We start from the raw sequence: 25,404 nt of genomic DNA on the forward strand, positions 1-25,404 counted from the left end.
CTTTGCGGACACGACCTAGCGCTCGGACAGCTCGGAGGGGGCCTCCTGGACCGTCCAGCCGTTGCCGTCCGGGTCCTTGAAGAACATGAACGAGTTCCACGTCTCGCCCTTGCCCTCCGTCCAGCCCGCCGGGCCCACGTGCCGGACCGGGCTCACCTCCACGCCGTGGGCCGTCAGCCGCTCCCGGGCCGCCTCGATGTCGGTCACGCACAGCTGGAGGCCGTGCAGCGAACCCGGCGCCATCACCTCCTCGCCCGGCGCCGCGGGCATACCGCTCTGGAGGGCGATCGAACAGCGGGACCCGGGCGGGGTCAGCTGGATGATGCGGATCCCCGGCGCCACCTCGGTGTCCAGGTCGACCCTGAAACCGCACTTGGTGCCGTAGAAGTCCTTCGCCCGGTCGAGGTCGGCGACCGGGACGAGGACCACTTCGAGTGTCCAGTTCATGCGTTCTCCTCCATGGGTGGGTACGTCCATCAAAGCCGGACTCCACCCGCGGCGGGGGCTCATCGCTCCCAGGGCGTCCAATTCAGCCGGCCGTCCAGCCCCAGCGTCGCGAAGCCGGCCGGTGCCGCCGCCGGGGCGCCGGCGAACAGCCCCCGACCGGTCGCCCACGGCCCACCGGCCGAGGCCGCCACCGCGCCGGAGCCCGCCCGCACGACCGGCCGGCCCTCCCATGCGGCCACCGCGCCGTGGCCGGCGACACCGCCCGGCGCGTCCCGCACCGGCGAGGCGTGACCGCTCCCGGCGAAGCGGGCCGAGCGGACGTCGCCCGAGGCCGGCTTCCGGAACCACAGCCGGACCCCGTCGGCGCCGTCGGGCGAGGCGCCCAGCGCCACGGTGGTCGCCGGCAGCCCGGTCGCCACCGGTCCGGCCACCGGCCCGCCCGGGGCGGCCTGCGCCCACGCCAGCACCGTCCTCGGCGTGCCCGCGAACACGTACCCGCGGCCCTTCGCGTCCGTCGCCGCCACCGGGTCGCCCCGCAGGTCCCGCCCGCCGGCCGGCCGCCACGGCCCCCAGCCGCCGTCCGCCCGCTGGGCGCTCGCGCTCAGGGAGTGACCGCCGTCGCGCACGTACACCGTCATCAGGCCCGCCCGGTCCACCAGTACCGCCGGCAGGCTGATGTCGGACGTCGCCGTCTCGTCGTCCCGCTCGGGCGTCCCCAGCGACCGCCACGCGCCGAACCGTCCGCCCGGCTCCGACTGCACGGACGTGACGACCTCGCGGCGGTACTCCCCGTCCAGGTCGGTCCGCGTGCCGAACACCGCGATCCGGCCGTCCGGCAGCCGCACCGAGGTCACCCCGGCGTCCAGCCCCGCGCCCGGCCGCAGGACCGGCCCCGTCCACCGCGCGGCGGCGGCGCCGTCCTTGTGCCACACCGCCAGGCGGCCGTCGAGCACGGCGAACGCGTACAGCTCGCCCTGCGACGCGCCCCGCTGCACCCAGGAGGCCGAATTGCCCCGGGCGTAGCGGATCGACTGCGCCCAGCCGTGTCCGGCGGGACGGGCGGCCACCTTGCGGTCGCCGCAGCCGGCCGGGTCCTCGCAGTAGTCGGTGTGGTCCCACCAGGCGTACGTCTTCAGCGTCCGCAGCTTCGCCGCGGTGCTCTTCGGGTCCAGGGAGTGCGGCAGGCCGCCGGTCGAGTAGCCGAGGTAGTTCTGCACGGCGAACGCAGGCCGGCCCGGCCTCTCCGCGTACCGGGCGAGCGCCGCCTGCGCGAACCGGGCGCCGTACATGTGGTCCTGGTGGTCGGAGAGCTTGCCGGTCCTGTCGTTCAGGCCGGGCGTCGGGTCCATCATCCGTACGAAGGTGGGCTTGAAGCGGGCCAGGACACCGGTGAGCGTCTCGACCGTCCCGTCCTTGGTGTACGCGAAGCCGTCCCGGACCGGGGAACCGGCGGCGAGCTGCGACTCCAGGCGCTCCACCCGGCCGTCCCACAGGCCGCGGAGGCTGTGCGGCCGGTCGCCGGTGATGCTGCCCGCCTCGCGCAGCTGGAGCCAGACCAGGCTGATCCGCGGGTCGGCGCGCAGTGTGTCCAGCTCGGCCCGGCCGCCGCCGGCGGTGGCCATGGAGGTGCGGTCCCAGGGGCTGGTGCGGTTGCCGGTGGCCATCTCGGCGTAGGCCGCGCGTATGCCGTTCTGCCGGGCCTCCGAGTACGCCGCCTTGTCGGCGCGCGGGGCGGGGTCCTGGCGGCGGGCGTTGCGGCCGTCGGACTCGCCCGCGGTGAGGTAGACGGACGTGAGGCTGTGACCGGAGGCGATGGACTGCGCGGTGTCGGGGTTCATGAAGAACAGGTCGTCGTCCGGGTGGGCCATGATCTGCACCACCGCCTCGCCGCTCGTCCGGACGGGCTTGACCGCGTCTGCCTCGGGCACGCCCCGGCTCGGTACGTCGGACGCGTCCGACGACCCGGCGGTGAATGTCAGGGTGCCGCCCGTGATGCCGGCCAGCACGGCGATCGGCGCGGCCCAGAGCAGGCCGCGGCGGAACGTGGACAGGGCGGGGCGAGGCATGGGCGGCGGCTTCCGTGAGCGGACGGGGGGTGAACCGGGGGTGAAGAGGGCCGGCGCGCCCGCCGGGTTCATCCGCCCCGGTGTGCGGTGCCTCACGCCCGCGCCCGCCTCCGGGCCCGCGCCCCCGGCGCCCCGCGCCCCGGGAGCCGCGCCCCCCGCCCCGCCCTCGCGCCCACCCCCCCCCGCGCCCGGACGCCGCGGCCCGTTCCCGGGGCCTCACGGTGCGGTGCGGGCGCGGGCCGATAGGCTCGGGAGGCACGCGAAGGCGAGTGAGCCGAAGGGGCGCGCGGGCGTCGTCAGGGAGAACGCGCGGAGGTCCCGGGGGACCGGGAACCGCGCACGATCGACCGTCGACGCACGCGGCGGGCGCCCCGGAGGGGAACCGAGCCTCAGAAAGGGGCGACATGACCGGGCCGGGGCGCAGGAGCAGTACCTTCACCCGACTGCTGCGGCACGGCTTCACCGATCCGTCCGCCGCCGAGCGGCTCCTGGAACTGCCCGTGCTGTCCGCCGTGCGCGGCGACCCGGTCCTCCTCGACGCGCTCGGCGCCACCGCCGACCCCGACCTGGCGCTGCGCGGGCTCGTCCGGCTCGCCGAGGCGCAGGGCGAGGACGGCCGGCAGCTCCTCGGCACCGTCCTGAGCGCCAAGCCGCTGCGCGACCGGCTGCTCGGCGTGCTGGGCGCCTCCGAGGCGCTGGGCGACCACCTGGCCCGCCACCCGCGCGACTGGGAGGCACTGGTCACGTACGAGTCGACCGACCTGCACCCGGGCGTCGCCGACTTCGAGCGCGGGCTGGCCGGGGCGACCGATCCCGTGTCGCTGCGCGTGGCCTACCGCCGTTGCCTGCTGGCCATAGCGGCCCGTGACGTGTGCGGCACCACCGACGTCGCCGAGACCGCCGCCGAGCTGGCCGACCTCGCCACGGCCACCCTCCGCAAGGCCCTCGCCCTGGCGAGCGCCGCCGCCCCGGAGGACGCGGCGCTGTGCCGCCTCGCGGTGATCGCGATGGGCAAGTGCGGCGGCAACGAACTGAACTACGTCTCGGACGTGGACGTCATCTTCGTCGGCGAGCCCGCCGACGGCGCCGACGAGGGCAAGGCCCTCCAGGCCGCGACCCGGCTGGCCTCGCACCTGATGCGCATCTGCTCCGAGCCGACCGTCGAGGGCACCATCTGGCCGGTCGACGCCAACCTGCGGCCCGAGGGCAGGAACGGGCCCCTGGTGCGCACCCTCTCCAGCCACCTTGCCTACTACCAGCGCTGGGCCAAGACGTGGGAGTTCCAGGCCCTCCTCAAGGCCCGTCCGGTGGCCGGGGACGCCCGGCTGGGCGCCGCGTACGCCGAGGCCGTCTCACCCCTGGTGTGGCAGGCCGCCGAGCGGGAGAACTTCGTCGCCGACGTACAGAAGATGCGCCGCCGCGTGGTGGACAACATTCCCGTCGCCCACGTCGACCGCGAGCTGAAGCTCGGTCCCGGCGGGCTCCGGGACGTCGAGTTCGCGGTGCAGCTGTTGCAGCTGGTGCACGGGCGCAGCGACGCCACCCTGCACAGCGGCACCACCCTGGAGGCGCTGAAGGCGCTGGCGGCCGGCGGCTACGTGGGCCGCGCCGACGCCGCCCAGCTCGACGAGGCCTACCGCTTCCTGCGCGCGATGGAGCACCGCATCCAGCTCTTCCGGCTGCGCCGCACCCACCTCGTCCCGGAGGGCGAGGAGGACCTGCGCCGGCTGGGCCGCTCCCTGGGGCTGCGCACCGACCCGGTCGCCACGCTGAACCGGGAGTGGCGGCGGCACGCTGCGGTGGTGCGGCGGCTGCACGAGAAGCTGTTCTACCGGCCGCTGCTGGACGCCGTCGCCCAGCTCACGCCCGGCGAGACCCGGCTGAGCGCCAAGGCCGCCGGGCAGCGGCTGGAGGCCCTGGGGTACGCCGATCCGGCCGCCGCCCTGCGGCACCTGGAGGCCCTGTCGTCGGGGGTCACCCGGAAGGCCGCGATCCAGCGGACGCTGCTGCCGGTGCTGCTCGGCTGGTTCGCCGACTCGGCGGACCCGGACGCCGGCCTGCTGGGCTTCCGCCAGGTGTCGGACGCGCTCGGCAAGACGCCCTGGTACCTGCGCCTCCTGCGCGACGAGGGCGCGGCGGCGGAGAACCTCGCCCGGGTGCTGTCCGCCGGGCGCCTCGCCCCCGACCTGCTGCTGCGCGCCCCGGAGGCGGTGGCGATCCTCGGCGCGCCCGAGGGCCTGCGGCCGCGCGGCCGGGACCACCTGGAGCCGGAGATCCTCGCGGCGGTCGGCCGCGCGGAGGACGCCGAACTGGCGGTCGCCGTCGCCCGCGGCGTACGGCGCCGGGAGCTGTTCCGCACCGCCGCCGCCGACATCATCGGCTCGTACGGCACGGAGGACAGCCCCGCCGAGGCCGATCCCGGTGCCCTGGTGGACCGTGTCGGCCAGGCCGTCACCGACCTGAACGCGGCGACCATCGCGGGCGCCCTGCGCGCCGCCGTGCGCGAGCAGTGGGGCGACACGCTGCCCACCCGGTTCGCGGTGATCGGCATGGGCCGGTTCGGAGGCCACGAGCTGGGGTACGGCTCCGACGCGGACGTGCTCTTCGTCCACGAGCCGCGCGAGGGCGTCGACGAGCAGGAGGCGGCGCGGGCGGCGAACGCCGTGGTCGCGGAGATGCGCCGGCTGCTCCAGCTGCCCACCGCCGACCCGCCGCTCCTCATCGACGCGGACCTGCGCCCCGAGGGCAAGAGCGGCCCCCTGGTGCGGACCCTGAAGTCGTACGCCGCCTACTACCGCCGCTGGTCGCTCGGCTGGGAGAGCCAGGCGCTGCTGCGCGCCGAGCCGATGGCCGGCGACCCCGACCTGGGCCGCCGGTTCATCGAGCTGGCCGACCCGCTGCGCTACCCCGAGCAGGGCCTGGACGAGGCCGCCGTGCGCGAGATCCGGCGCCTGAAGGCCCGGATGGAGACCGAGCGGCTCCCGCGCGGCGCCGACCCCGCCCTGCACACCAAGCTGGGGCGCGGCGGGCTGTCGGACGTCGAGTGGACGGTGCAGCTCCTCCAGATGTGCCACGGCCACCACGTGCCGGGCCTGCGCACCACCCGCACCCGCCAGGCCCTGGCCGCCGCCCGCGACGCGGGCCTGATCGGCGAGCAGGACGCCCGGACGCTCGACGAGGCGTGGGTGCTGGCGACCCGGGTCCGCAACGGCGTGATGCTGGTACGCGGCCGGGCGGGCGACACCTTCCCGTCCGACACCCGCGAGCTGGCGGCGGTCGGCCGGTACCTCGGCTACGGGCCCGGGCACGTCGGCGAGATGGTCGAGGACTACCGGCGTACGACGCGCCGGGCCCGGGCGGTGGTGGAGGAGCTGTTCTACGGCGGCTGAGTCCGCCGCCCGGGCCGGGCCCGGGCTGCGGCCGGCGTCAGCGGCGCGCCCTCCACAGGCGCGGGGCGTCGGCCGCCACGTGGCGGGCCAGCCGGTGCGGCATGCTGCCGTACCAGACGAACGCCAGGGTGTAGCCGAACGCCAGGCAGATCATGCCGCCCACCGCGTCCAGCCAGAAGTGGTTGGCCGTGGCGACGATGACGACGAGCGTGGCGGTCGGGTAGAGCAGGCCGAGGATCTTCGCCCAGGGCGCCTTGGCCAGGGCGAAGATGGTCAGGCCGCACCAGAGCGACCACCCGATGTGCATGGACGGCATCGCGGCGTACTGGTTGGACATGTTCTTCAGGTCGCCCGACGCCATCGAGCCCCACGTGTGGTGCACCAGCACGGTGTCGATGAACCGCTCGGAGGTCATCAGGCGCGGCGGCGCCAGCGGGTACAGGTAGTAGCCGAGCAGGGCGACGCCGGTGGTGGAGAACAGGACCAGGCGGGTGGCGGCGTACCGCCCCGGATGCCACCGGTACAGCCACACCAGGACACCGATGGTGACGATGAAGTGCAGCGTGGCGTAGTAGTAGTTCATGCCCACGATCAGCCACGTCACCGAGTCCACCGCGTGGTTCACGGTCTTCTCGACGGCGATGCCGAGGGACTGCTCCGCCCGCCAGATCCAGTCGGCGTTGCGCAGCGCCTCGGCCTTCTGCTCCGGCACGGCGTTGCGGATCAGCGAGTACGTCCAGTAGCTCACCGCGATCAGCAGGATCTCGAACCAGATGCGGGGCCGCCGCGGGGCGCGCGCACGCTGCCACACGGTCCGGCTGTCCGCCACGCGGGCCGGACCCTGTTCGATGGGTGATTCCACCGGTGGTGCCGGGGCCTCGCGGCCTTCCAGTGTCCTCACAGTCGTGTCACCCATGGGCCAAGAGTCTGCCAGATAGGTCTACTCGGTCGATCATCCGTCAGTCTGGTCCTCATCGCCATCGCTACGCCTTTCGGAGGACCTCTGACCCTGGGGTCCCGAGGCGGTGGAACCGCGTACGACCAGCTCGGGCATGAAGACGAACTCGCTGTGCGGGGCGGGGGTGCCGCCCACTTCCTCCAGCAGGGCCCGCACCGCCGCCTGGCCCATCGCCTGGACGGGCTGGCGGATGGTGGTCAGCGGAGGGTCGGTGAAGGCTATGAGGGGGGAGTCGTCGAAACCGACGACGGAGACGTCCCGGGGGACGTGCAGTCCCTTCTGGCGGGCGGCCCGGATGGCACCCAGTGCCATCATGTCGCTCGCGCAGACGACCGCGGTGCAGCCCCGCTCGATCAGCGCGGTCGCGGCGGCCTGCCCGCCCTCCAGGGTGTACAGCGAGTGCTGGATCAGCTCCTCGCACTGCTCCGGGTCGAGCCCCAGCCGGGCCTGCATGCCGAGCCGGAAGCCCTCGATCTTGCGCAGCACGGGGACGAACCGCTTGGGCCCGACCGCGAGGCCGATCCTGGTGTGCCCGAGGGAGGCGAGGTGCGTGACGGCGAGCTGCATCGCGGCCCGGTCGTCGGGGGAGACGAACGGCGCCTGCACCTTGGGGGAGAAGCCGTTGATCAGTACGTAGGGGACGCCCTGGCCGCGCAGCTGGTCGTAGCGCGTCATGTCGGCCGTGGTGTCGGCGTGCAGTCCGGACACGAAGATGATGCCGGAAACGCCCCGCTCGACCAGCATTTCGGTGAGTTCGTCCTCGGTGGAGCCGCCCGGGGTCTGGGTGGCGAGGACGGGCGTGTAGCCCTGGCGGGTCAGACCCTGGCCGATGACCTGGGCCAGGGCCGGGAAGATGGGGTTGTCCAGCTCGGGGGTTATCAGCCCGACCAGTCCGGCGCTGCGCTGGCGCAGGCGGACGGGACGTTCGTAGCCGAGCACGTCGAGCGCGGCCAGCACGGACTGACGGGTGGCCGCGGCCACACCGGGCTTGCCGTTGAGCACGCGGCTGACTGTGGCTTCGCTGACCCCCGCCTGGGCTGCGATGTCGGCTAGCCGCGCGGTCATGGAATGCGACTGTACCGGCCGCACGTCAGCTTGCCCACCAGATGCAGGACTCGGCGGGCAGCAGGACGGTCCGCCCGCCGTCCCCGGAGGCCGCCGGAACCGCCGACTCCCGTGCGGGGGGCGGCACTTTGACCCCCGGGACGGCGCCCCCGCCGAGCGGTCCGGCACCCTCGGGGGCACCGCCGCCGGGAAGCCCGTCGCCCGGTGCGCTCGCCAGCAGCACCCGGCCGCCCGGGGCGCGCAGGGCGACCGGACGGTCCGTGACGTTGACCGTGCACACCAGGTCGCCCCCGGCCGGCCCGTCGCCCGCGCCCTCGGCCCGCCGGCGGAAGGCCAGCACCCCGTCGGGCGCGGGCAGCCACTCCACCGCGTCGCCCGCGCCGAGCGCCGGGTGCTCGCGGCGCAGCGCGAGGGCGCTGCGGTACAGCTCCAGCGTCGAGTCCGGGTCGCCGGTCTGGGCCTCCACCGACAGGCCGCCCCACGACGCCGGCTGCGGCAGCCAGCTGTCGCCGGGGCCGAACCCGTACGAGGGGCCCGCGGCCGTCCACGGGATCGGCACCCGGCAGCCGTCGCGCAGCCCGTCCTGCCCCTCGCCCCGCAGGAAGGCCGGGTCCTGGCGCACCTCGTCCGGCAGCTCCGTGACCTCGGGCAGCCCCAGCTCCTCGCCCTGGTAGACGTAGGCCGACCCGGGCAGCGCCAGCATCAGCAGCGCGGCCGCCCGCGCCCGGCGCAGCCCCGTGGCGCCCTCGCCGTACCGCGTGGTGTGGCGGACCACGTCGTGGTTGGACAGCACCCAGGTGGTCGGCGCGCCCACGGAGGTGGTGGCCCGCAGTGAGTCGTCGATGACCCTGCGCAGCGCGTCCGCGTCCCACGGGCAGTTGAGGAACTGGAAGTTGAACGCCTGGTGCAGCTCGTCGGGGCGTACGTACAGCGCCAGCCGCTCCGCCGACGGCGCCCACGCCTCGGCGACGGCGATGCGCTCGCCCTCGTAGGTGTCCAGGAGCCGCCGCCAGGCGCGGTGGATCTCGTGGACGCCGTCCTGGTCGAAGAAGGGCAGCTGCTGCGTGCCGATCAGCCGGGCCTGCTCCCCGTGCCCGATGTCGGGCATCCCGGGGGCCTTGACCATGCCGTGCGCGACGTCGACGCGGAACCCGTCGACCCCGAGGTCCAGCCAGAACCGGAACACCGACTCGAACTCGGCCCTGACCTCCTCGTCGTCCCAGTTGAGGTCCGGCTGCTCGGGGGCGAACAGGTGCAGGTACCACTCGCCGTCGGGGACCCGGGTCCAGGCCGGGCCGCCGAAGACGGACTCCCAGTCGTTGGGCGGCAGGGAGCCGTCGGGTCCCTTGCCGGGGCGGAAGTGGTACCGCTTCCGCCCCCGGCCGGCCAGGGCCTCGCGGAACCACGGGTGCCGGTCCGAGGTGTGGTTGGGGACGATGTCGACGATCACCCGCAGCCCCAGGTCGTGCGCGGTGCGCACCAGGTCGTCGGCGTCCGCGAGGTCGCCGAAGAGGGGGTCGACGGCGCGGTAGTCGGCCACGTCGTAGCCGCCGTCGGCCTGGGGCGAGGCGTAGAAGGGGGTGAGCCACACCGCGTCGGCGCCCAGCCGCGCCAGGTGGGGGAGGCGCTCGCGGGCCCCGCGGAGATCACCGATGCCGTCGCCGTCGCTGTCGGCGAAGGACCTGACGTACACCTGGTAGATGACGGCCTCGCGCCACCATCCCGTGCGGTCGCCGGAAGGGCTTGCGGGGCGCAGGTCCTCCGGCGCCTGTACGGACGAGGTCAGCTCGTGGGCCATGTGCGGTGTCCCTCTCGGTGGGCCGGGATGGGGGCTACGTACATCTAACGAGGTGGGGGCGGTAATGAAACGGTCCTGCAAGCCTTTACGAAAAGGCTTGCAGAGGTCTCCCGGCCCGCGCAAGGCCGCGTCACCGCGTCTGTCAAGCGATGCGACGGCAACTGTAGGGACACGCGGATGTAACGATCAGCCGCCCTTGCAGAAATTTGCCGCAAGGTCTTTCGGCGCGTTTTCATCCCTGTTACGTTCCTGGCAACCCGGCGCACCGCGAGGGAGCGGTCTGCAGGAGGCACGAGATCCAGACATGTGATCCGCCTTCGTCTTCCCGGGATCAGTTGAAGGAGTTCACATGCGGCGTGGCATAGCGGCCACCGCGCTGGTCGCGGCCCTCGGTCTGACGACTGCGGCCTGCGGAGGCGGCGGCGACAACCAGGGCGGGACGAACAGCTCCGGCGAGCTGTCCGGCACCGTCACTTTCTGGGACACCTCGAACGAGGCCGAGAAGGCGACGTACCAGTCCCTGGCCGAGGGCTTCACCAAGCTGCACCCGAAGGTCAAGGTCAAGTACGTCAGCGTGCCGTTCGGCGAGGCCAACGCCAAGTTCAAGAACGCGGCCGGCGGCAACTCGGGCGCCCCCGACGTGATGCGCACCGAGGTCGCCTGGGTCGCCGACTTCGCCAGCCTGGGCTACCTCGCCCCGCTGGACGGCACCCGCGCCGTCGACAACCCGGGCGACTGGCTGCCGCAGGCCGCCGCGAGCACCAAGTTCGACGGCAAGACCTACGCGGTGCCGCAGGTCATCGACACCATGGCGCTCTTCTACAACAAGAAGATGCTCAAGGACGCCGGTGCCGAGGTCCCCTCGACCCTCGAGGCGCTGAAGGACGCGTCCGCGAAGGTCAGCAAGAAGTGGCCCGGCAAGAGCGGCCTGTACCTGCGCGGTGACGACCCGTACTGGTTCCTGTCCTTCCTCTACGGCGAGGGCGGCGACCTGGTCGACGCCAAGGGCAAGAAGATCACCATCGACGACCCGTCGGGCGTCAAGGCGTACAAGACCATCAAGGACCTGGTCGACTCGAAGGCGGCGATCACCGACGCCTCCGACGGCTGGAACAACATGCAGAACGCGTTCAAGTCCGGCAAGGTCGCCATGATGCTCAACGGCCCGTGGGCGATCGCCGACTCCCGCGCCGGTGCCGAGTTCAAGGACCCGAAGAACCTGGGCATCGCGCCCGTCCCGGCCGGCAGCGCCGGTCAGGGCGCCCCGCAGGGCGGCTGGAACCTCTCCGTCTACGCCGGTTCCAAGAACCTCGACGCGTCCTACGAGTTCGCCAAGTACATGAGCTCCGCCTCGGTGCAGCAGCAGACCACCGAGAAGCTCAGCCTGCTGCCGACCCGCCTCTCGGTCTACACGAAGCCGAGCGTGTCGGGCAACGAGATGGTCCAGTTCTTCAAGCCGGCCGTGGACAAGGCCGTCGAGCGCCCCTGGATCCCGCAGGGCAACGCCCTCTTCGAGCCGATCCGCCTCCAGATGGCCAACGTCCTCACGGGCAAGACCGCGCCGGAGAAGGCCGCCCAGGAGACCGGCGACGCCTACCGCAAGATGCTCAAGGACTACAAGTAAGCACTGGGAAGGGCTGACCGACCAATGGCTGTCGAGACCAGCCAGTCGGTGACGAAGGCCGCGGGCGCCGAGCGCGCCCGCGGCCGCGGTCACCGCACTGCGAAGAACCCGGGATCCCCGGCCCCCGGCCGGCTGCGCAGGGCGCTGAGCACCCACTGGTACGCCTGGAGCATGGTCGCTCCCGTGGTGGCCGTGATCGGTGTGATCATCGGGTACCCGTTGGCACGCGGCGTCTACCTGTCGCTGACGGACGCCAACGAGGCCAACGTCGAGCGCACCATCGGCGTGAACCACATCCCCGCGACGTACAAGTTCGTCGGTCTCGACAACTACACGGCCGTCCTCACCGACGAGGTGTTCTGGAACCGGCTCGGCTGGACCCTCGTGTGGACGGTCGCGTGTGTCGCCCTGTCGGTGTCCCTGGGCCTGGCGCTGGCCGTCATGCTCAACCGCAACATCAAGGGCCGGACCCTCTACCGGATGGCCCTGGTCCTGCCCTGGGCCGTCCCGCCGTTCGTCTCGGTCTTCACCTGGAAGCTGCTCTACAACGAGCGCAACGGCCTCTTCAACCAGCTGCTGGCCGGCGGCGGCATCGACGGCATCTCCTGGCTGAACGACCCCACCTGGGCCAAGGTGGCGGTCATCGCGGTCAACGTCTGGCTGGGCGTGCCGTTCATGATCCTCTCCATGCTGGGCGGCCTGCAGTCCATCCCCGGTGAGCTGTACGAGGCCGCCGAGATGGACGGCGCGAGCGCCTGGCAGCGCTTCCGCCACATCACGCTGCCCGGCCTGCGTCCCGTGTCCGCCACGGTGACGCTGCTGAGCTGCATCTGGACCTTCAACATGTTCCCGGTGATCTACCTGCTCACCCGGGGCGGTCCCGGCGACTCCACCGAAATCCTCGTCACGTACGCGTACCGGCTGTCGTTCATCGTCAGCCCGCGCGACTACGCGGCATCCGCGGCCTGGGGCGTGGTCATCCTGCTGCTCCTGTCGCTCTTCGCGGTGGTCTACCGCCGCGCGCTCAAGAAGCAGGGAGACATGTGGTGACCGACAAGACCTCTACCACGGGCAAGGTGCGGCTCCGCGGCGAGCGCTCGCCGCTGGCCTCCGTCGGGCTGCACCTGACGCTGCTGACCGCCGCCGTCATCGCCGTCTTCCCGCCGCTGTGGCTGGTGATCACGTCCTTCAAGCCGACGAACGACGCGTTCGACACCTCGCTCGTCAAGAACTTCACCTTCGCCAACTACAGCCACGTCGTCTCCGACACCCAGTTCCTCTCCTGGGTCGGCAACTCCCTGGTCGTCGTCGGGCTGACCACCGTCATCGGTGTCTTCATCTCCGCCACCACCGGCTACGCCGTCAGCCGCTTCCGCTTCCCCGGGCTGCGCCCGCTGATGTGGCTGCTGCTGATCACCCAGATGTTCCCGGTCGCCGTGCTGATCGTGCCGCTGTACAACCTGCTGGCCACGCTCGGCATGCTCAACCAGCCCGTCGGGCTCGTCATCACGTACCTCACCGTCGCCGTGCCGTTCTGCGCCTGGATGATGAAGGGGTACTTCGACGGCATCCCCGCCGAGATCGACGAGGCGGGGCGCGTCGACGGCCTCACCCCGTTCGGCACGTTCTGGCGGCTGATCATGCCGCTGGCCAAGCCGGGCCTCGCGGTCACCGCGTTCTACACGTTCATCACCGGCTGGGCCGAGGTCGCCTACGCGTCCGCGTTCATGACCGGCGAGGAGAACCTCACCCTCGCCGGCGGCCTCCAGACCTTCGTGAACCAGTACACGGCCGACTGGGGCTCGCTGACCGCCGCGGCCGTGCTGATCGCCGCACCCGCCGCGGTCGTGTTCGGCCTCGTCCAGCGTCACCTGGTCTCCGGCCTGACGGCCGGCGCCACCAAGTCGTAGGGGGGACGGCGGACCACGTGCGTCACGCCCTCCCCGCGCGCCGGACACGTCCCGCGCGGCAGGGGCGGGCCGCACGTCGTCCCGACGCCCCTCCCGTATTCCGGTCCGCGGCGCCGGTCCGGCCCCGTCCCGGGCCGGCGGCCGCTCCACTCCTCCACTCCAGGGAAGACATGACCCAGCACCTCGCTGCCCCCGCCGCCCCCGCCACCGGCACGCACACGGGCTGGTGGAGAGACGCGGTGATCTACCAGGTCTATCCGCGCAGCTTCGCCGACGGCAACGGCGACGGCATGGGCGACCTGGAAGGCATCCGCAGCCGTCTGCCGTACCTGAAGGACCTCGGCGTCGACGCCGTCTGGCTCAGCCCCTTCTACGCGTCGCCGCAGGCCGACGCCGGGTACGACGTCGCCGACTACCGCGCCATCGACCCCATGTTCGGCAACCTCCTCGACGCCGACGCCCTGATCCGCGAGGCCCACCAGCTGGGCCTGCGCATCATCGTCGACCTGGTGCCCAACCACTCGTCCGACCAGCACGAGTGGTTCCAGCGCGCGCTGCGCGAGGGTCCCGGGTCGCCGCTGCGCGAGCGCTACCACTTCCGCCCCGGCCGCGGCGCCGACGGCTCCGAGCCGCCCAACGACTGGGAGTCCATCTTCGGCGGCCCGGCGTGGACGCGCGTCGAGGACGGCGAGTGGTACCTGCACCTGTTCGCCCCCGAGCAGCCCGACTTCAACTGGGAACACCCCGCCGTACGCGACGAGTTCCGCTCCATCCTGCGCTTCTGGCTCGACATGGGCGTCGACGGCTTCCGCGTCGACGTCGCCCACGGCCTCGTCAAGGCGGCCGGGCTGCCCGACATCGGCGCCCACGACCAGCTCAAGCTGCTCGGAAACGATGTCATGCCGTTCTTCGACCAGGACGGCGTCCACGAGATCTACCGCAGCTGGCGCAAGGTCCTGGAGGAGTACGACGGGGAGCGCGTCCTGGTCGCCGAGGCCTGGACCCCGACCGTCGAGCGCACCGCCAACTACGTGCGCCCCGACGAGATGCACCAGGCGTTCAACTTCCAGTACCTGGGCACCTACTGGGACGCCGCCGAGCTGCGCAAGGTCATCGACGCCTCGCTCTCCGCGATGCGCCCCGTCGGCGCCCCCACCACCTGGGTGCTGTCCAACCACGACGTGACCCGCCACGCCACCCGGTTCGCCAACCCGCCCGGCCTCGGCACCCAGCTGCGCACGGCCGGCGACCGGGAGCTGGGGCTGCGCCGCGCGCGGGCGGCGACGCTGCTGATGCTGGCGCTGCCCGGCTCGGCGTACGTCTACCAGGGCGAGGAGCTCGGCCTGCCGGACGTCACGGACCTGCCCGACGAGGTGCGCCAGGACCCGTCGTTCTTCCGGGCGACCGGCCAGGACGGCTTCCGCGACGGCTGCCGGGTGCCGATCCCGTGGACGGCGGAGGGCTCGTCGTACGGCTTCGGCGGCGGCGGCAGCTGGCTGCCCCAGCCGGACGCCTGGGGGACCCTGAGCGTCGAGGCCCAGACCGGTGACCCGGGCTCCACCCTGGAGCTGTACCGCAGCGCGCTCGCCGTGCGCCGCGAGCAGCCCTCGCTGGGCGCCGGCGACGGCGTGGAGTGGCTGGACGCGCCCGAGGGCGTGCTCGCCTTCCGGCGCGGCACCTTCGTGTGCCACGCCAACACCACGGGCGAGGCCGTGCGGATACCGGTGCCCGGCCGGATGCTGCTCGCCAACGAGCAGGTGCGCACCAGCGTGGACGGCACCGCCGAGTTGCCCGCCGACACCACCGTCTGGTGGGCGGTGTGACGATCCTGTCGCCCCGTGGCGACGCACGGACCGAGCCGCGGGGCGACGGAGGAGGGGGCGCCCCGCGGCTCGCGGACATCGCCGCGCAGGCCGGCGTCAGCGAGGCCACGGTCAGCCGGGTCCTGAACGGCAAGGCGGGCGTCGCCGGGCCGACCAGGACCCGTGTGCTGGCCGCCCTCGACGTGCTCGGCTACGAGCGGCCGGTGCGGCTCAAGCGCCGCAGCGCCGGCCTGGTGGGGCTGGTCATCCCGGAGTTGACCAACCCCATCTTCCCGGCGTTCGCCCAGGTCATCGAGCAGGTCCTGGCCGGGCACGGCTACACGCCCGTGCTGTGCACCCAGATGCCGGGCGGTGCCACCGAGGACGAGCTGGTCGAGCAGCTGGAGGAGCGCGGCGTCACCGGCATCGTGTTCCTCTCCGGGCTGCACGCCGACACCAGCGCCGACCCGTCCCGGTACGTCCACCTGGCGTCCCGGGGCGTGCCGTTCGTCCTCATCAACGGCTTCAACGAGCACATCGACGCGCATTTCGTCTCGCCCGACGACCGCTCGGCCGCCCGCATGGCGGTGCGGCACCTCGTCGAGCTGGGGCACGAGCGGATCGGGCTGGCCATCGGGCCCACCCGGTACGTCCCCTCGCGGCGCAAGGCCGAGGGCTTCACGGCGGCGCTGCGCAGCCTGCTGGGGGTCGGCACCGAGGAGGCGGAACTGCGCGTGCAGCAGACCCTGTTCGGCGTCGAGGGCGGGCACGCGGCGGCCGGGACGCTGCTGGACCAGGGCTGCACGGGAATCGTGTGCGCCAGCGACCTGATGGCCCTCGGCGCCATACGGGCGGTGCGGGGGCGGGGGCTCGACGTGCCCCGCGACGTGTCGGTCGTCGGCTTCGACGACTCGCCGCTGATCGCGTTCACGGACCCGCCGCTGACGACGGTGCGCCAGCCGGTCCAGGCGATGGCCACGGCGGCGGTGGACGCGCTGCTGGAGGAGATCGACGGCAATCCGGTGCAGCGCACCGAGTTCGTGTTCCAGCCGGAGCTGGTCGTACGGGGTTCCACCGCACAGCGCAGGTGAGAGCGGTGAGCGGGGTGCGGGGGCCCGGGGCCCGCCCGTGATCGGGCGCGGCGGGGTCCTGTCGGCCCCGGGCCTCCCGGTTCATGACGCCGCCGGTCCCTGGTCGGGGCCGGCCGGCGTGCCCGGCCCGGCCGGCCGGGCGCGTGGGGCCCCGGGGTACGGGGACCCCCGGCCGACCGGACCGGAGTCGTCGTTGAACGTAACACCACTGCAAGTGCTTGCGAAAGGTCTTGCAGAGCTGAATCCGGCGGATTTCCTCTCTGTGAACCGCATGTGTCCAAGGGGTTGACCGCGCACCTGGGGACTCGTACGGTCACGACCGAAAAGTATTGCTGCTTTCTTGCAGCAAGAAGATTCACAGGGCCTTGCGGGCATGGCGCGTTGCCGTACGAGGCTGCACCGTCGCTACCGCACCTCCCATTCCCCAGGAGGAAACATGGCCCGCAAGACCGTGGCCGCCGCGCTCGCCCTCGTGGCCGGAGCCGCCGTGGCCGTCACGGCACCCCCCACCCCCGCCGCCGCGGCCCCGCCCGGCGACAAGGACGTCACGGCCGTGATGTTCGAGTGGACCTTCGCCTCGGTGGCCAAGGCGTGCACCGACAGCCTCGGCCCCGCCGGGTACGGCTACGTCCAGGTCTCCCCGCCCCAGGAGCACATCCAGGGCAGCCAGTGGTGGACCTCGTACCAGCCCGTCAGCTACCGCATCGCCGGCCGCCTCGGCGACCGGGCGGCCTTCCAGTCCATGGTGAACACCTGCCACGCCGCGGGCGTCAAGGTCGTCGTCGACACCGTCATCAACCACATGGCGGCCGGCAACGGCACCGGCACCGGCGGCACGGCGTACACCAAGTACGGCTACCCCGGGTTGTACTCGGCGCCCGACATGAACGACTGCACCGCCCAGATCTCCAACTACCAGGACCGGGCGAACGTCCAGAACTGCGAACTCGTCGGGCTCGCCGACCTCGACACCGGCGAGGAGTACGTCCGCACCAAGATCGCCGGCTATATGAACGACCTGCTGACGCTCGGCGTCGACGGCTTCCGCATCGACGCCGCCAAGCACATGCCGGCGAACGACCTGGCGGCCATCAAGGCCAAGCTCACCAACCCGGGCGTCTACTGGAAGCAGGAGGCGATCCACGGGGCCGGCGAGGCCGTCTCGCCCAGCGAGTACCTCGGCAACGGCGACGTCCAGGAGTTCCGCTACGCCCGCGACCTCAAGCGCGTCTTCCTCGGCGAGAACCTCGCGTACCTGAAGAACTTCGGCGAGGCCTGGGGCCACATGGAGTCCGGCAGGTCCGGCGTCTTCGTCGACAACCACGACACCGAGCGCGGCGGCGACACGCTGAACTACAAGAACGGCTCCGCGTACACCCTCGCCAACGTCTTCATGCTGGCCTGGCCGTACGGCTCCCCGGACGTCCACTCCGGCTACGAGTGGACCGACAAGGACGCCGGCCCGCCCGGCGGCGGCAACGTCGGCGCCTGCTACAGCGACGGCTGGAAGTGCCAGCACGCCTGGCGCGAGATCGCCTCCATGGTCGCCTTCCGGAACGTGGCCCGCGGTCAGGGCGTCACGAACTGGTGGGACAACGGCGGCGACCAGATCGCCTTCGGGCGCGGCACCAAGGCGTACGTGGCCATCAACCACGAGACGTCCGCCCTCACCCGGACGTTCCAGACCTCGCTGCCCGCCGGCGACTACTGCGACGTCCAGAACAACCGGCCCGTGACCGTCGACGGCTCCGGCCGCTTCACGGCGACGCTCGCCGCCGGCACGGCCGTCGCCCTGCACGCCGGCGCCCGCACCTGCGGCGCCGGATCCACCACGCCGCCGCCCGCCACCACGGGCGCGTCCTTCGCCGTGAACGCCACCACCGCCCCCGGCGAGAACATCCACGTCACCGGCAACCTGGCCGCCCTCGGCAACTGGAACACCGCCGCCGCGCCCAAGCTGGACCCGGCCGCCTACCCGGTGTGGAAGCTCGACGTGGCACTCCCGGCCGGCACGTCCTTCCAGTACAAGTACGTCCGCAAGGACGCCGCGGGGAACGTCACCTGGGAGTCCGGCGCCAACCGCACCGCGACCGTCCCAGCCTCCGGCACCGTCACCCTGAACGACACGTTCCGCTCCTGACCCCGGGTACGCCCGCACATCCGCCGCCCCGCGCCCTCCCCGGCCCGGGGCGGCTCGCAACCCCGTCTGAAGCAACCCTCCTCGAGGAGATCCGGCCTTGATACGCCCCCGATCCCTGCCGCGCGAGCCGCGCGACCCGCGCATGTCGCGCGTCCCGCGCAGAACCGCGGCCGCCCTCGCGGCGGCCACGGTCGCGGCACTCGTCCCGGCCCTGCCGGCGACCGCCGCCCCCGCGCCCCCCGCCCCGCCGTCCGACAAGGCACTCGCGGGCGAGCCCGCCCGGCACGACCTGACCCGCGAGCAGTTCTACTTCGTCCTGCCCGACCGGTTCGCCAACGGCGACCCCCGCAACGACCGCGGCGGACTGACCGGATCCCGCCTCACCACCGGCCACGACCCCGCCGACAAGGGCTTCTACCAGGGCGGCGACCTCAAGGGGCTCACCGACCGGCTCGACTACATCAAGGGCCTGGGCACCACCGCCATCTGGATGGCGCCCATCTTCAAGAACCAGCCCGTCCAGGGCGAGGGCAAGGACGCCTCGGCCGGCTACCACGGCTACTGGATCACCGACTTCACCCAGGTCGACCCGCACTTCGGCACCAACGCCGACCTCGAAAGACTCATCGACAAGGCCCACGCCAAGGGCATGAAGGTCTTCTTCGACGTCATCACCAACCACACCGCCGACGTCGTCGACTACAAGGAGAAGTCCTACAACTACCTCTCCAAGGGCGCCTTCCCCTACCTCACCAAGGACGGCGTCCCCTTCGACGACGCCGACTACGCCGACGGCACCGAGCCGTTCCCGAAGACCGACCGCGACTCCTTCCCGCGCACCCCGGTCGTCCCCGATGCCAAGAAGAACCTCAAGGTCCCCTCCTGGCTCAACGACCCCACGATGTACCACAACCGGGGCGACTCGACCTTCGCCGGCGAGTCCTCCACCCAGGGCGACTTCGCCGGCCTGGACGACCTGTGGACCGAGCGTCCCGAGGTCGTCGACGGCATGGAGAAGATCTACCAGCGCTGGGTGCGCGACTTCGACATCGACGGCTTCCGAATCGACACCGTCAAGCACGTCAACTCGGAGTTCTGGACCCAGTGGGCCACCGCCCTCGACGCGTACGCCGCGAAGCGCGGCCGGGACGACTTCTTCATGTTCGGTGAGGTCTACTCCGCCGACCCGGCCGTCACCGCCCCCTACGTCACCCGGGGCAGGCTCGACGCCACCCTCGACTTCCCCTTCCAGGACGCCGCCCGCCGGTACGCCTCCCAGGGCGGTCCCGCCACCAAGCTCTCCGAGCTGTTCGCCCAGGACTACCGCTACACCACCGACAAGGCCAACGCCTACGAGTCGGTGCCCTTCCTCGGCAACCACGACATGGGCCGCTTCGGCACCTTCCTGAAGCAGGACAACGAAGGGGCCGGCGACGCCGAACTGGTCAAGCGCTACCGGCTCGCCAACGAGCTGATGTTCCTCAGCCGCGGCAACCCGGTCGTCTACTACGGCGACGAGCAGGGCTTCACCGGCGCCGGCGGCGACAAGGACGCCCGCCAGACCCTGTTCGCGTCGAAGACCGCCGACTACCTCGACGACGACCAGCTCGGCACCGACCGCACGCACGCCACCGACGCGTACGACACCGGCCACCCCCTCTACCGCTCCATCGCCGCCCTCGCCCGGCTCACCAAGGCCCACCCGGCCCTCCGCGACGGCATCCAGACCGAGCGGCACGCCGACCCGGGCCAGGGCGTCTACGCCTTCTCCCGCACGGACGCCAAGGCGCGCACCGAGTACGTCGTCGCCGTCAACAACGCCACCACCGCCAAGACCGTGGAGCTGACCACCGACTCCCCGGACACCGCGTTCCGCTACCTGTACGGCGGCACCGGCACCGTCACGACCGGCGGCGACAGGCTGAAGCTGACGGTGCCCGCCCTGTCCTCCGTGGTCCTCAGGGCCGGCAAGCCCGTCCCGGCCCCGGCCACCGCCCCCACCCTCACGCTCAAGGCCCCGGCCGCCGGCGCCACCGGCACCGTCGAGGTCACCGCGGACGTCGACGGCGGCAGCCTGAACCGCGTCGTCTTCGCCGCCCAGACCGGCAACGGCAAGTGGCAGACCCTCGGCTCGGCCGACCACGCCCCGTACAAGGTCACCCACCACGTCCCGGCCTCCGTGGCGGCAGGCACCGCCCTGCGCTACAAGGCCGTCGTCATCGACAGCACCGGCCGCACCGCCGGCGCCCTCGCCGCCACCACCGCCGGACAGGCACCGAAGCCCGGCAAGCCCAGCGCCGTCGACCGCGACTACGCCGTCGTCCACTACCAGCGGCCCGACGGCGACTACGACGGCTGGCAGCTGCGGACGGGATCCACCACCACCGCCGCCTTCACCGGCCGCGACGCCTACGGCGCCTTCGCCTGGGTCAAGGTCGAGGACGGCGCCACGTCCGTCCCGTACACCGTCGAGAAGAACGGCACCCCCGACGGCCCGCAGCGCACCCTCGACCTCGCCGCCACCGGCGAGGTGTGGATCAAGCAGGGCTCCGACGCCCAGCAGAACAAGGCACCGGACGGCGCCTACCCGCCGCAGGACCAGGGCAAGGCCGTCATCCACTACCACCGCCCCGACGGCGCGTACGACGGCTGGGGCCTGCACACCTGGACCGGCGCCGCCACCCCCACCGACTGGTCCAAGCCCCTCCAGCCCGTGAAGAAGGACGCCTTCGGCCTCACCTTCGAAGTACCGCTCGCCGCCGGGGCCACGTCCCTCTCCTACATCGTCCACAAGGGCGACGAGAAGGACATCCCCGCCGACCGGTCCCTCGACTTCGGCACGTACGGCAAGGAGGTCTGGCTCCTCACCGGCGACACCGGCTACCTGCTGCCCACCACCGGCGCCGCCCCCGCCCTCGACCTCACCAGGGCCGAGGCCCAGTGGATCGACGCCGGCACCGTCGTCTGGAAGGTCAAGTCCGCGCCCGGCACCAGCACCCAGCTCGTCTACGACGCGGACGGCGGCATCACCGCCCCGGACGGCGCCCTCTCCGACGAGGGACGGTGGCTGCGCCTGAACCCGGGCACGCTCACCGACCCGCAGAAGGCGAAGTACCCGCACCTCAAGGAGTACCCGGCCTTCACCCTCGACCCCCGCGACGCCGACCGGGTCCGCACCGCGCTGCGCGGCCAGCTGCTCGCCACCCACCGCGCCCCCAACGGCGCCCTGCTCGCCGCCACCGGCGTCCAGATCCCGGGCGTCCTCGACGACCTGTACGGCGCCGGCGCCAAGCGGAAGGCCCTCGGCCCCGTCTTCCGCGACGGCACACCCACCCTCTCCCTCTGGGCGCCCACCGCCCAGAGCGTCGCCCTCGACCTCGACGGCCGGCGCGTGGCGATGAAGCGCGACGCGGCCACCGGCGTCTGGTCGGTCACCGGCAACAGGAGCTGGAAGAACAAGCCGTACCGGTACGAGGTCAAGGTCTGGGCGCCCACCGTCCAGAAGGTCGTCACCAACAAGGTCACCGACCCCTACTCCACCGCCCTCACCGCCGACTCCGCCCGCAGCCTGGTCACCGACCTCGCCGACCCGAAGCTCGCCCCCAAGGGCTGGACCTCCCTGAAGAAGCCGGCCGCCACCCCGCTGCGGGACGCGCAGATCCAGGAGCTGCACGTCCGCGACTTCTCCGTCGCGGACCGCACCTCCAAGCACCCGGGCGGCTACCTCGCCTTCACCGACACCGCGTCGGACGGCATGAAGCACCTGAAGAAGCTGGCCGGCAGCGGCACCTCCTACGTGCACCTGCTGCCCGTCTTCGACATCGGCACCATCCCCGAGAAGAAGTCCGCTCAGGCCACCCCCGACTGCGACCTGAAGGCGTACGCCCCCGACTCCGACGAGCAGCAGGCGTGCGTGTCCAAGGCCGCCGCCAAGGACGCCTTCAACTGGGGCTACGATCCGCTGCACTACACCGTCCCCGAGGGTTCCTACGCCTCCGACCCGGACGGCACGCGCCGCACGGTCGAGTTCCGGCAGATGGTCCAGGGCCTCAACGGGGCCGGGCTGCGCACCGTCATGGACGTGGTCTACAACCACACCGTGGCGAGCGGCCAGTCGGACAAGTCCGTCCTCGACAGGATCGTCCCCGGCTACTACCAGCGGCTCCTCGCCGACGGCACCGTCGCCACCTCCACCTGCTGCGCCAACACCGCGCCCGAGAACACCATGATGGGCAAGCTCGTCGTCGACTCGGTCGTCACCTGGGCCAAGGCGTACAAGGTGGACGGCTTCCGCTTCGACCTGATGGGCCACCACCCCAAGGCCAACATGCTGGAGGTCAGGAAGGCCCTCGACGCCCTCACGGTCGCGAAGGACGGCGTCGACGGAAAGAAGATCATCCTGTACGGCGAGGGCTGGAACTTCGGCGAGATCGCCGACGACGCCCGCTTCGTCCAGGCCACCCAGAAGAACATGGCCGGCACCGGCATCGCGACCTTCTCCGACCGCGCCCGCGACGCCGTGCGCGGCGGCGGCCCCTTCGACGCCGACCCCGGCGTCCAGGGCTTCGCCTCCGGCCTGTTCACCGACCCCAACACGTCCGAGGCCAACGGCACCCCGGCCGAGCAGAAGGCCCGCCTCCTGCACTACCAGGACCTGATCAAGGTCGGCCTGTCCGGCAACCTCGCCTCCTACACCTTCACCGACACCTCGGGGAAGAAGGTCAAGGGCTCCGAGGTCGACTACAACGGCGCCCCCGCCGGCTACGCCGCCGCCCCCGGCGACGCCCTCGCCTACGCGGACGCCCACGACAACGAGACCCTGTACGACGCGCTCGCCTTCAAGCTCCCGGCGGCCACGTCCCCCGACGACCGCGCCAGGATGCAGGTCCTCGCCATGGCGACGGCCGCGCTCTCCCAGGGCCCGGCGCTCTCCCAGGCGGGCAGCGACCTGCTCCGCTCCAAGTCGCTGGACCGCAACTCCTACGACAGCGGCGACTGGTTCAACGTCCTCAACTGGGACTGCCGGGCCGGCAACGGCTTCGGGCGCGGCCTGCCGCCGGCCGCCGACAACAAGGACAAGTGGTCCTTCGGCAAGCCGCTGCTGACCTCCCCGTCCCTCACGGTCGGCTGCCCGCAGATCACCGGCGCCTCCGCCGCCTACCGGGACCTGCTGAAGCTCCGTACGACGGAGAAGGCCTTCAGCCTGTCCACCGCCGAGCAGGTCCAGGACGCCCTGGACTTCCCGCTCTCCGGCACGGAGGAGACCCCCGGCGTGATCACCATGCGCCTCGGTGACCTGGTCGTGGTCTTCAACGCCACGCCCGCGAAGCAGACGCAGACCGTCGGCGCCCTGGCCGGCGAGGACCACGTCCTCCACCCGGTCCAGGCGAACGGCTCCGACGCCACCGTCAAGACCTCCTCCTACGAGGCGGCCACCGGCACCTTCACGGTCCCGGCCCGCACCGTGGCGGTGTTCACCCGGCGGTAGACCCGCGGCGGGGCGCCACGGACCGGACACCTGCTCCGGCCCGTGGCGCCCCGCTCTATCGTGGCCCGGACCCACGACACGGACCCACGGGAGTGCCACCCATGCCGCAGATCACCGTCGACTACTCCGCCTCCCTCGACGACGACTTCGACCGCCGGGGCTTCGCGCTGGCCCTGCACCCCCTGGTCGTCGAGACGGTCGGCGCCCGGCTCGCCGCCTGCAAGACCCGCACCCGCCGCGCGGAGGACACCGTGACCGGGGACGGCTCCGCCGACGACGCCCTGATCCACGTCGGCATCGACCTGCTGGCCGGGCGCAGCGACGAGGCCAAGGCCCGGCTGACCGAAGCGGTCCTCGCGCTCGTAGCGGAGTACGTCGAGCCGGCCGAGGGCCGGGTGCTGCACGTCTCCGCCGAGGTCCACGACCTCGACCCCTCGTACCGCTCGCGCTGACGCGCACCGGGCGGCACCGCCGGACACTCCCTAGACGGGCGTCTGCGCCGTCACCGCCGGGATCTTGGTCAGCAGCGTCGCCAGCCGGTCGACCAGGTCACCGAACGGCCCGTCGGCCGGCTCGTCGGCCAGCATGTGGATCAGCAGCGACGCCATCTCCCCGTCGTACGCCGCGCTCACCGACGCCAGCGCCGCGAAGTCGTGCACCAGCTGCAACTGCAGCTCCTCGCGCGGGATCCGGCGCCCGTCCAGCCAGAGCAGCGCCGTCGACTCGGCGAGCGACACCCACGACCGCACGACCAGCTCCAGCCGGGCGGGCGGGTCCGTGACGCCGAGATGGGCGAGGATCTGCTCGTACGCGGCCTGGCGCACCTCGTCGATCATCGCGTTCGTCGCGGTCGAACCGACCGCCGGCCCGCCGCGCATCAGCGCCGAGAACCCCGGCCCGTGCTCCTCCACGAAGTCGAAGAACCGCCCCATGACCCGCAGCAGCCGCGCCCCCAGCGGACCGCGGCGCGGCTCGACGAACCGGGCGGCCAGCTCGTCCGCCGCACGCCGCAGCGCCGCCTCGTACAGGCTCTGCTTGCCGGGGAAGTAGTGGTAGACCAGCGGCCGGGAGATGCCCGCGGCGGCGGCGATCTCGTCGATCGACACGTCCTCGGGGGAGCGGCGGCTGAACAGCTCCAGCGCCACCCCGATCAGCTGCTGCCTGCGCTCCTCGACGCCCATCCTGCGCCGCGCCCCGGTCGTCATGCGAACAGCCTAACGTCCGCCACCCGCGGCCCTTCGAACAGTGGCCCATACACAGTTCGCTACGCTGCCGGACATGACCACCCCCGACCCCGGAACCCCGGCACCGCGCCCCGGCCTCAGCCCCCGCCGGGCCCGCCATCTGCGGATCGCCGCGGCGTCCGTCCTGCTGGTGGCGCTGGCGGTCGTCCTGGTCCTCCGACTGGCCAGCCGGACCTCCGTACTCGTGGTCGGCGTCTACGGACTCGCCATGATCCTGTGCGGCGTCGTCATCGAGCTCAGCCGCAACGGCCGCACCCGCCTCGGCACCTGGCTCCTCGCCGCCGGCCTCGTCGCCGCCCTCGCCGCCGACTGGCTGCTGCTGCCGTAAATGACCGGAGACCGCGCCGGAAAGGATCTACGCTTCGACGTGCCGAACAGGTGA

16 protein-coding genes are annotated in these 25,404 nt (G+C 72.4%); 10 read left to right on the top strand and 6 right to left on the bottom strand.

Annotated elements, in window-relative coordinates; all coding sequences use genetic code 11:
- Positions 1-15: 15 nt before the first annotated feature.
- Positions 16-447 carry a VOC family protein gene (locus A4V12_RS21220; protein WP_064070992.1) on the bottom strand — a complete coding sequence of 144 codons (432 nt, stop codon included), beginning with the start codon at positions 445-447 and terminating at the stop codon, positions 16-18.
- Between the two features lie 59 nt (positions 448-506).
- Positions 507-2,513 (bottom strand): PIG-L family deacetylase, encoded by a 2,007-nt coding sequence (locus A4V12_RS21225; RefSeq protein ID WP_079137224.1) that lies wholly within the window; start codon positions 2,511-2,513, stop codon positions 507-509.
- Between the two features lie 404 nt (positions 2,514-2,917).
- Between A4V12_RS21225 and A4V12_RS21230 the strand changes: the two genes are divergently transcribed.
- Positions 2,918-5,902: a bifunctional [glutamine synthetase] adenylyltransferase/[glutamine synthetase]-adenylyl-L-tyrosine phosphorylase gene (locus A4V12_RS21230; protein WP_064070993.1), complete on the top strand. Its 2,985-nt coding sequence runs from the start codon at positions 2,918-2,920 to the stop codon at positions 5,900-5,902.
- 37 nt (positions 5,903-5,939) lie between these two features.
- Here A4V12_RS21230 and A4V12_RS21235 read toward each other — a convergent pair whose 3' ends face one another.
- The 3 genes from A4V12_RS21235 to A4V12_RS21245 are packed head-to-tail and all read right to left on the bottom strand — an operon-like array spanning position 5,940 to position 9,723.
- Complete coding sequence (locus A4V12_RS21235; protein ID WP_079137225.1) at positions 5,940-6,818, bottom strand: phosphatase PAP2 family protein; 879 nt, start codon at positions 6,816-6,818, stop codon at positions 5,940-5,942.
- A gap of 36 nt (positions 6,819-6,854) precedes the next feature.
- A complete protein-coding gene (locus A4V12_RS21240; RefSeq protein ID WP_064070994.1) occupies positions 6,855-7,925 on the bottom strand; it encodes a LacI family DNA-binding transcriptional regulator in 1,071 nt (356 codons plus the stop codon).
- A 25-nt stretch (positions 7,926-7,950) separates the two neighbouring features.
- Complete coding sequence (locus A4V12_RS21245; protein ID WP_079137226.1) at positions 7,951-9,723, bottom strand: glycoside hydrolase family 13 protein; 1,773 nt, start codon at positions 9,721-9,723, stop codon at positions 7,951-7,953.
- A gap of 349 nt (positions 9,724-10,072) precedes the next feature.
- Here A4V12_RS21245 and A4V12_RS21250 point away from each other — a divergent pair, with 349 nt between their 5' ends.
- The 8 genes from A4V12_RS21250 to A4V12_RS21285 all read left to right on the top strand — a co-directional run bounded on the left by A4V12_RS21250 (position 10,073) and on the right by A4V12_RS21285 (position 24,230).
- Positions 10,073-11,347, top strand: coding sequence for an extracellular solute-binding protein (locus tag A4V12_RS21250; protein ID WP_064070995.1), 1,275 nt, complete (start codon positions 10,073-10,075; stop codon positions 11,345-11,347).
- A gap of 24 nt (positions 11,348-11,371) precedes the next feature.
- On the top strand, positions 11,372-12,397 hold the full coding sequence (locus A4V12_RS21255; RefSeq protein WP_064070996.1) for a carbohydrate ABC transporter permease: 1,026 nt from the start codon (positions 11,372-11,374) through the stop codon (positions 12,395-12,397).
- Positions 12,394-13,257: a sugar ABC transporter permease gene (locus A4V12_RS21260; protein WP_234372276.1), complete on the top strand. Its 864-nt coding sequence runs from the start codon at positions 12,394-12,396 to the stop codon at positions 13,255-13,257. Before A4V12_RS21255 ends, A4V12_RS21260 begins: the two co-directional genes overlap by 4 nt.
- Before the next feature lie 170 nt (positions 13,258-13,427).
- Positions 13,428-15,080, top strand: a complete 1,653-nt coding sequence (locus A4V12_RS21265; RefSeq protein WP_064070997.1) for a glycoside hydrolase family 13 protein — start codon at positions 13,428-13,430, stop codon at positions 15,078-15,080.
- Positions 15,068-16,150, top strand: a complete 1,083-nt coding sequence (locus tag A4V12_RS21270; RefSeq protein WP_064070998.1) for a LacI family DNA-binding transcriptional regulator — start codon at positions 15,068-15,070, stop codon at positions 16,148-16,150. Before A4V12_RS21265 ends, A4V12_RS21270 begins: the two co-directional genes overlap by 13 nt.
- 436 nt (positions 16,151-16,586) lie before the next feature.
- A complete protein-coding gene (locus A4V12_RS21275; RefSeq protein WP_064070999.1) occupies positions 16,587-18,290 on the top strand; it encodes a carbohydrate-binding module family 20 domain-containing protein in 1,704 nt (567 codons plus the stop codon).
- Between the two features lie 142 nt (positions 18,291-18,432).
- Entirely contained in the window at positions 18,433-23,778 is a 5,346-nt protein-coding gene (gene pulA / locus A4V12_RS21280; protein ID WP_064071075.1) for a pullulanase-type alpha-1,6-glucosidase, read from the top strand.
- A 101-nt stretch (positions 23,779-23,879) separates the two neighbouring features.
- Positions 23,880-24,230 (top strand): 5-carboxymethyl-2-hydroxymuconate Delta-isomerase, encoded by a 351-nt coding sequence (locus tag A4V12_RS21285; protein WP_064071000.1) that lies wholly within the window; start codon positions 23,880-23,882, stop codon positions 24,228-24,230.
- Positions 24,231-24,260: 30 nt separating this feature from the next.
- Here the strand turns inward: A4V12_RS21285 and A4V12_RS21290 are convergent, their stop codons facing one another.
- On the bottom strand, positions 24,261-24,983 hold the full coding sequence (locus A4V12_RS21290) for a TetR/AcrR family transcriptional regulator (protein WP_064071001.1): 723 nt from the start codon (positions 24,981-24,983) through the stop codon (positions 24,261-24,263).
- A 73-nt stretch (positions 24,984-25,056) separates the two neighbouring features.
- On the opposite strand from A4V12_RS21290, the gene A4V12_RS21295 reads away from it, so the two are divergent.
- Positions 25,057-25,350, top strand: coding sequence for a hypothetical protein (locus A4V12_RS21295; RefSeq protein ID WP_064071002.1), 294 nt, complete (start codon positions 25,057-25,059; stop codon positions 25,348-25,350).
- Positions 25,351-25,404: the final 54 nt, after the last annotated feature.

This window comes from Streptomyces noursei (genome assembly GCF_001646665.1).
In the GTDB taxonomy this organism is placed as follows: domain Bacteria; phylum Actinomycetota; class Actinomycetes; order Streptomycetales; family Streptomycetaceae; genus Streptomyces; species Streptomyces lavendulocolor.

Excerpts from the sequence above, each read along its gene's own strand:
- A4V12_RS21220 (WP_064070992.1), bottom strand. The coding sequence starts at position 447 with ATGAACTGGACACTCGAAGTGGTCCTCGTCCCGGTCGCCGACCTCGAC.
- A4V12_RS21225 (WP_079137224.1), bottom strand. The coding sequence starts at position 2,513 with ATGCCTCGCCCCGCCCTGTCCACGTTCCGCCGCGGCCTGCTCTGGGCC.
- A4V12_RS21230 (WP_064070993.1), top strand. The coding sequence starts at position 2,918 with ATGACCGGGCCGGGGCGCAGGAGCAGTACCTTCACCCGACTGCTGCGG.
- A4V12_RS21235 (WP_079137225.1), bottom strand. The coding sequence starts at position 6,818 with ATGGGTGACACGACTGTGAGGACACTGGAAGGCCGCGAGGCCCCGGCA.
- A4V12_RS21240 (WP_064070994.1), bottom strand. The coding sequence starts at position 7,925 with ATGACCGCGCGGCTAGCCGACATCGCAGCCCAGGCGGGGGTCAGCGAA.
- A4V12_RS21245 (WP_079137226.1), bottom strand. The coding sequence starts at position 9,723 with ATGGCCCACGAGCTGACCTCGTCCGTACAGGCGCCGGAGGACCTGCGC.
- A4V12_RS21250 (WP_064070995.1), top strand. The coding sequence starts at position 10,073 with ATGCGGCGTGGCATAGCGGCCACCGCGCTGGTCGCGGCCCTCGGTCTG.
- A4V12_RS21255 (WP_064070996.1), top strand. The coding sequence starts at position 11,372 with ATGGCTGTCGAGACCAGCCAGTCGGTGACGAAGGCCGCGGGCGCCGAG.
- A4V12_RS21265 (WP_064070997.1), top strand. The coding sequence starts at position 13,428 with ATGACCCAGCACCTCGCTGCCCCCGCCGCCCCCGCCACCGGCACGCAC.
- A4V12_RS21275 (WP_064070999.1), top strand. The coding sequence starts at position 16,587 with ATGGCCCGCAAGACCGTGGCCGCCGCGCTCGCCCTCGTGGCCGGAGCC.
- pulA (WP_064071075.1), top strand. The coding sequence starts at position 18,433 with ATGTCGCGCGTCCCGCGCAGAACCGCGGCCGCCCTCGCGGCGGCCACG.
- A4V12_RS21285 (WP_064071000.1), top strand. The coding sequence starts at position 23,880 with ATGCCGCAGATCACCGTCGACTACTCCGCCTCCCTCGACGACGACTTC.
- A4V12_RS21290 (WP_064071001.1), bottom strand. The coding sequence starts at position 24,983 with ATGACGACCGGGGCGCGGCGCAGGATGGGCGTCGAGGAGCGCAGGCAG.
- A4V12_RS21295 (WP_064071002.1), top strand. The coding sequence starts at position 25,057 with ATGACCACCCCCGACCCCGGAACCCCGGCACCGCGCCCCGGCCTCAGC.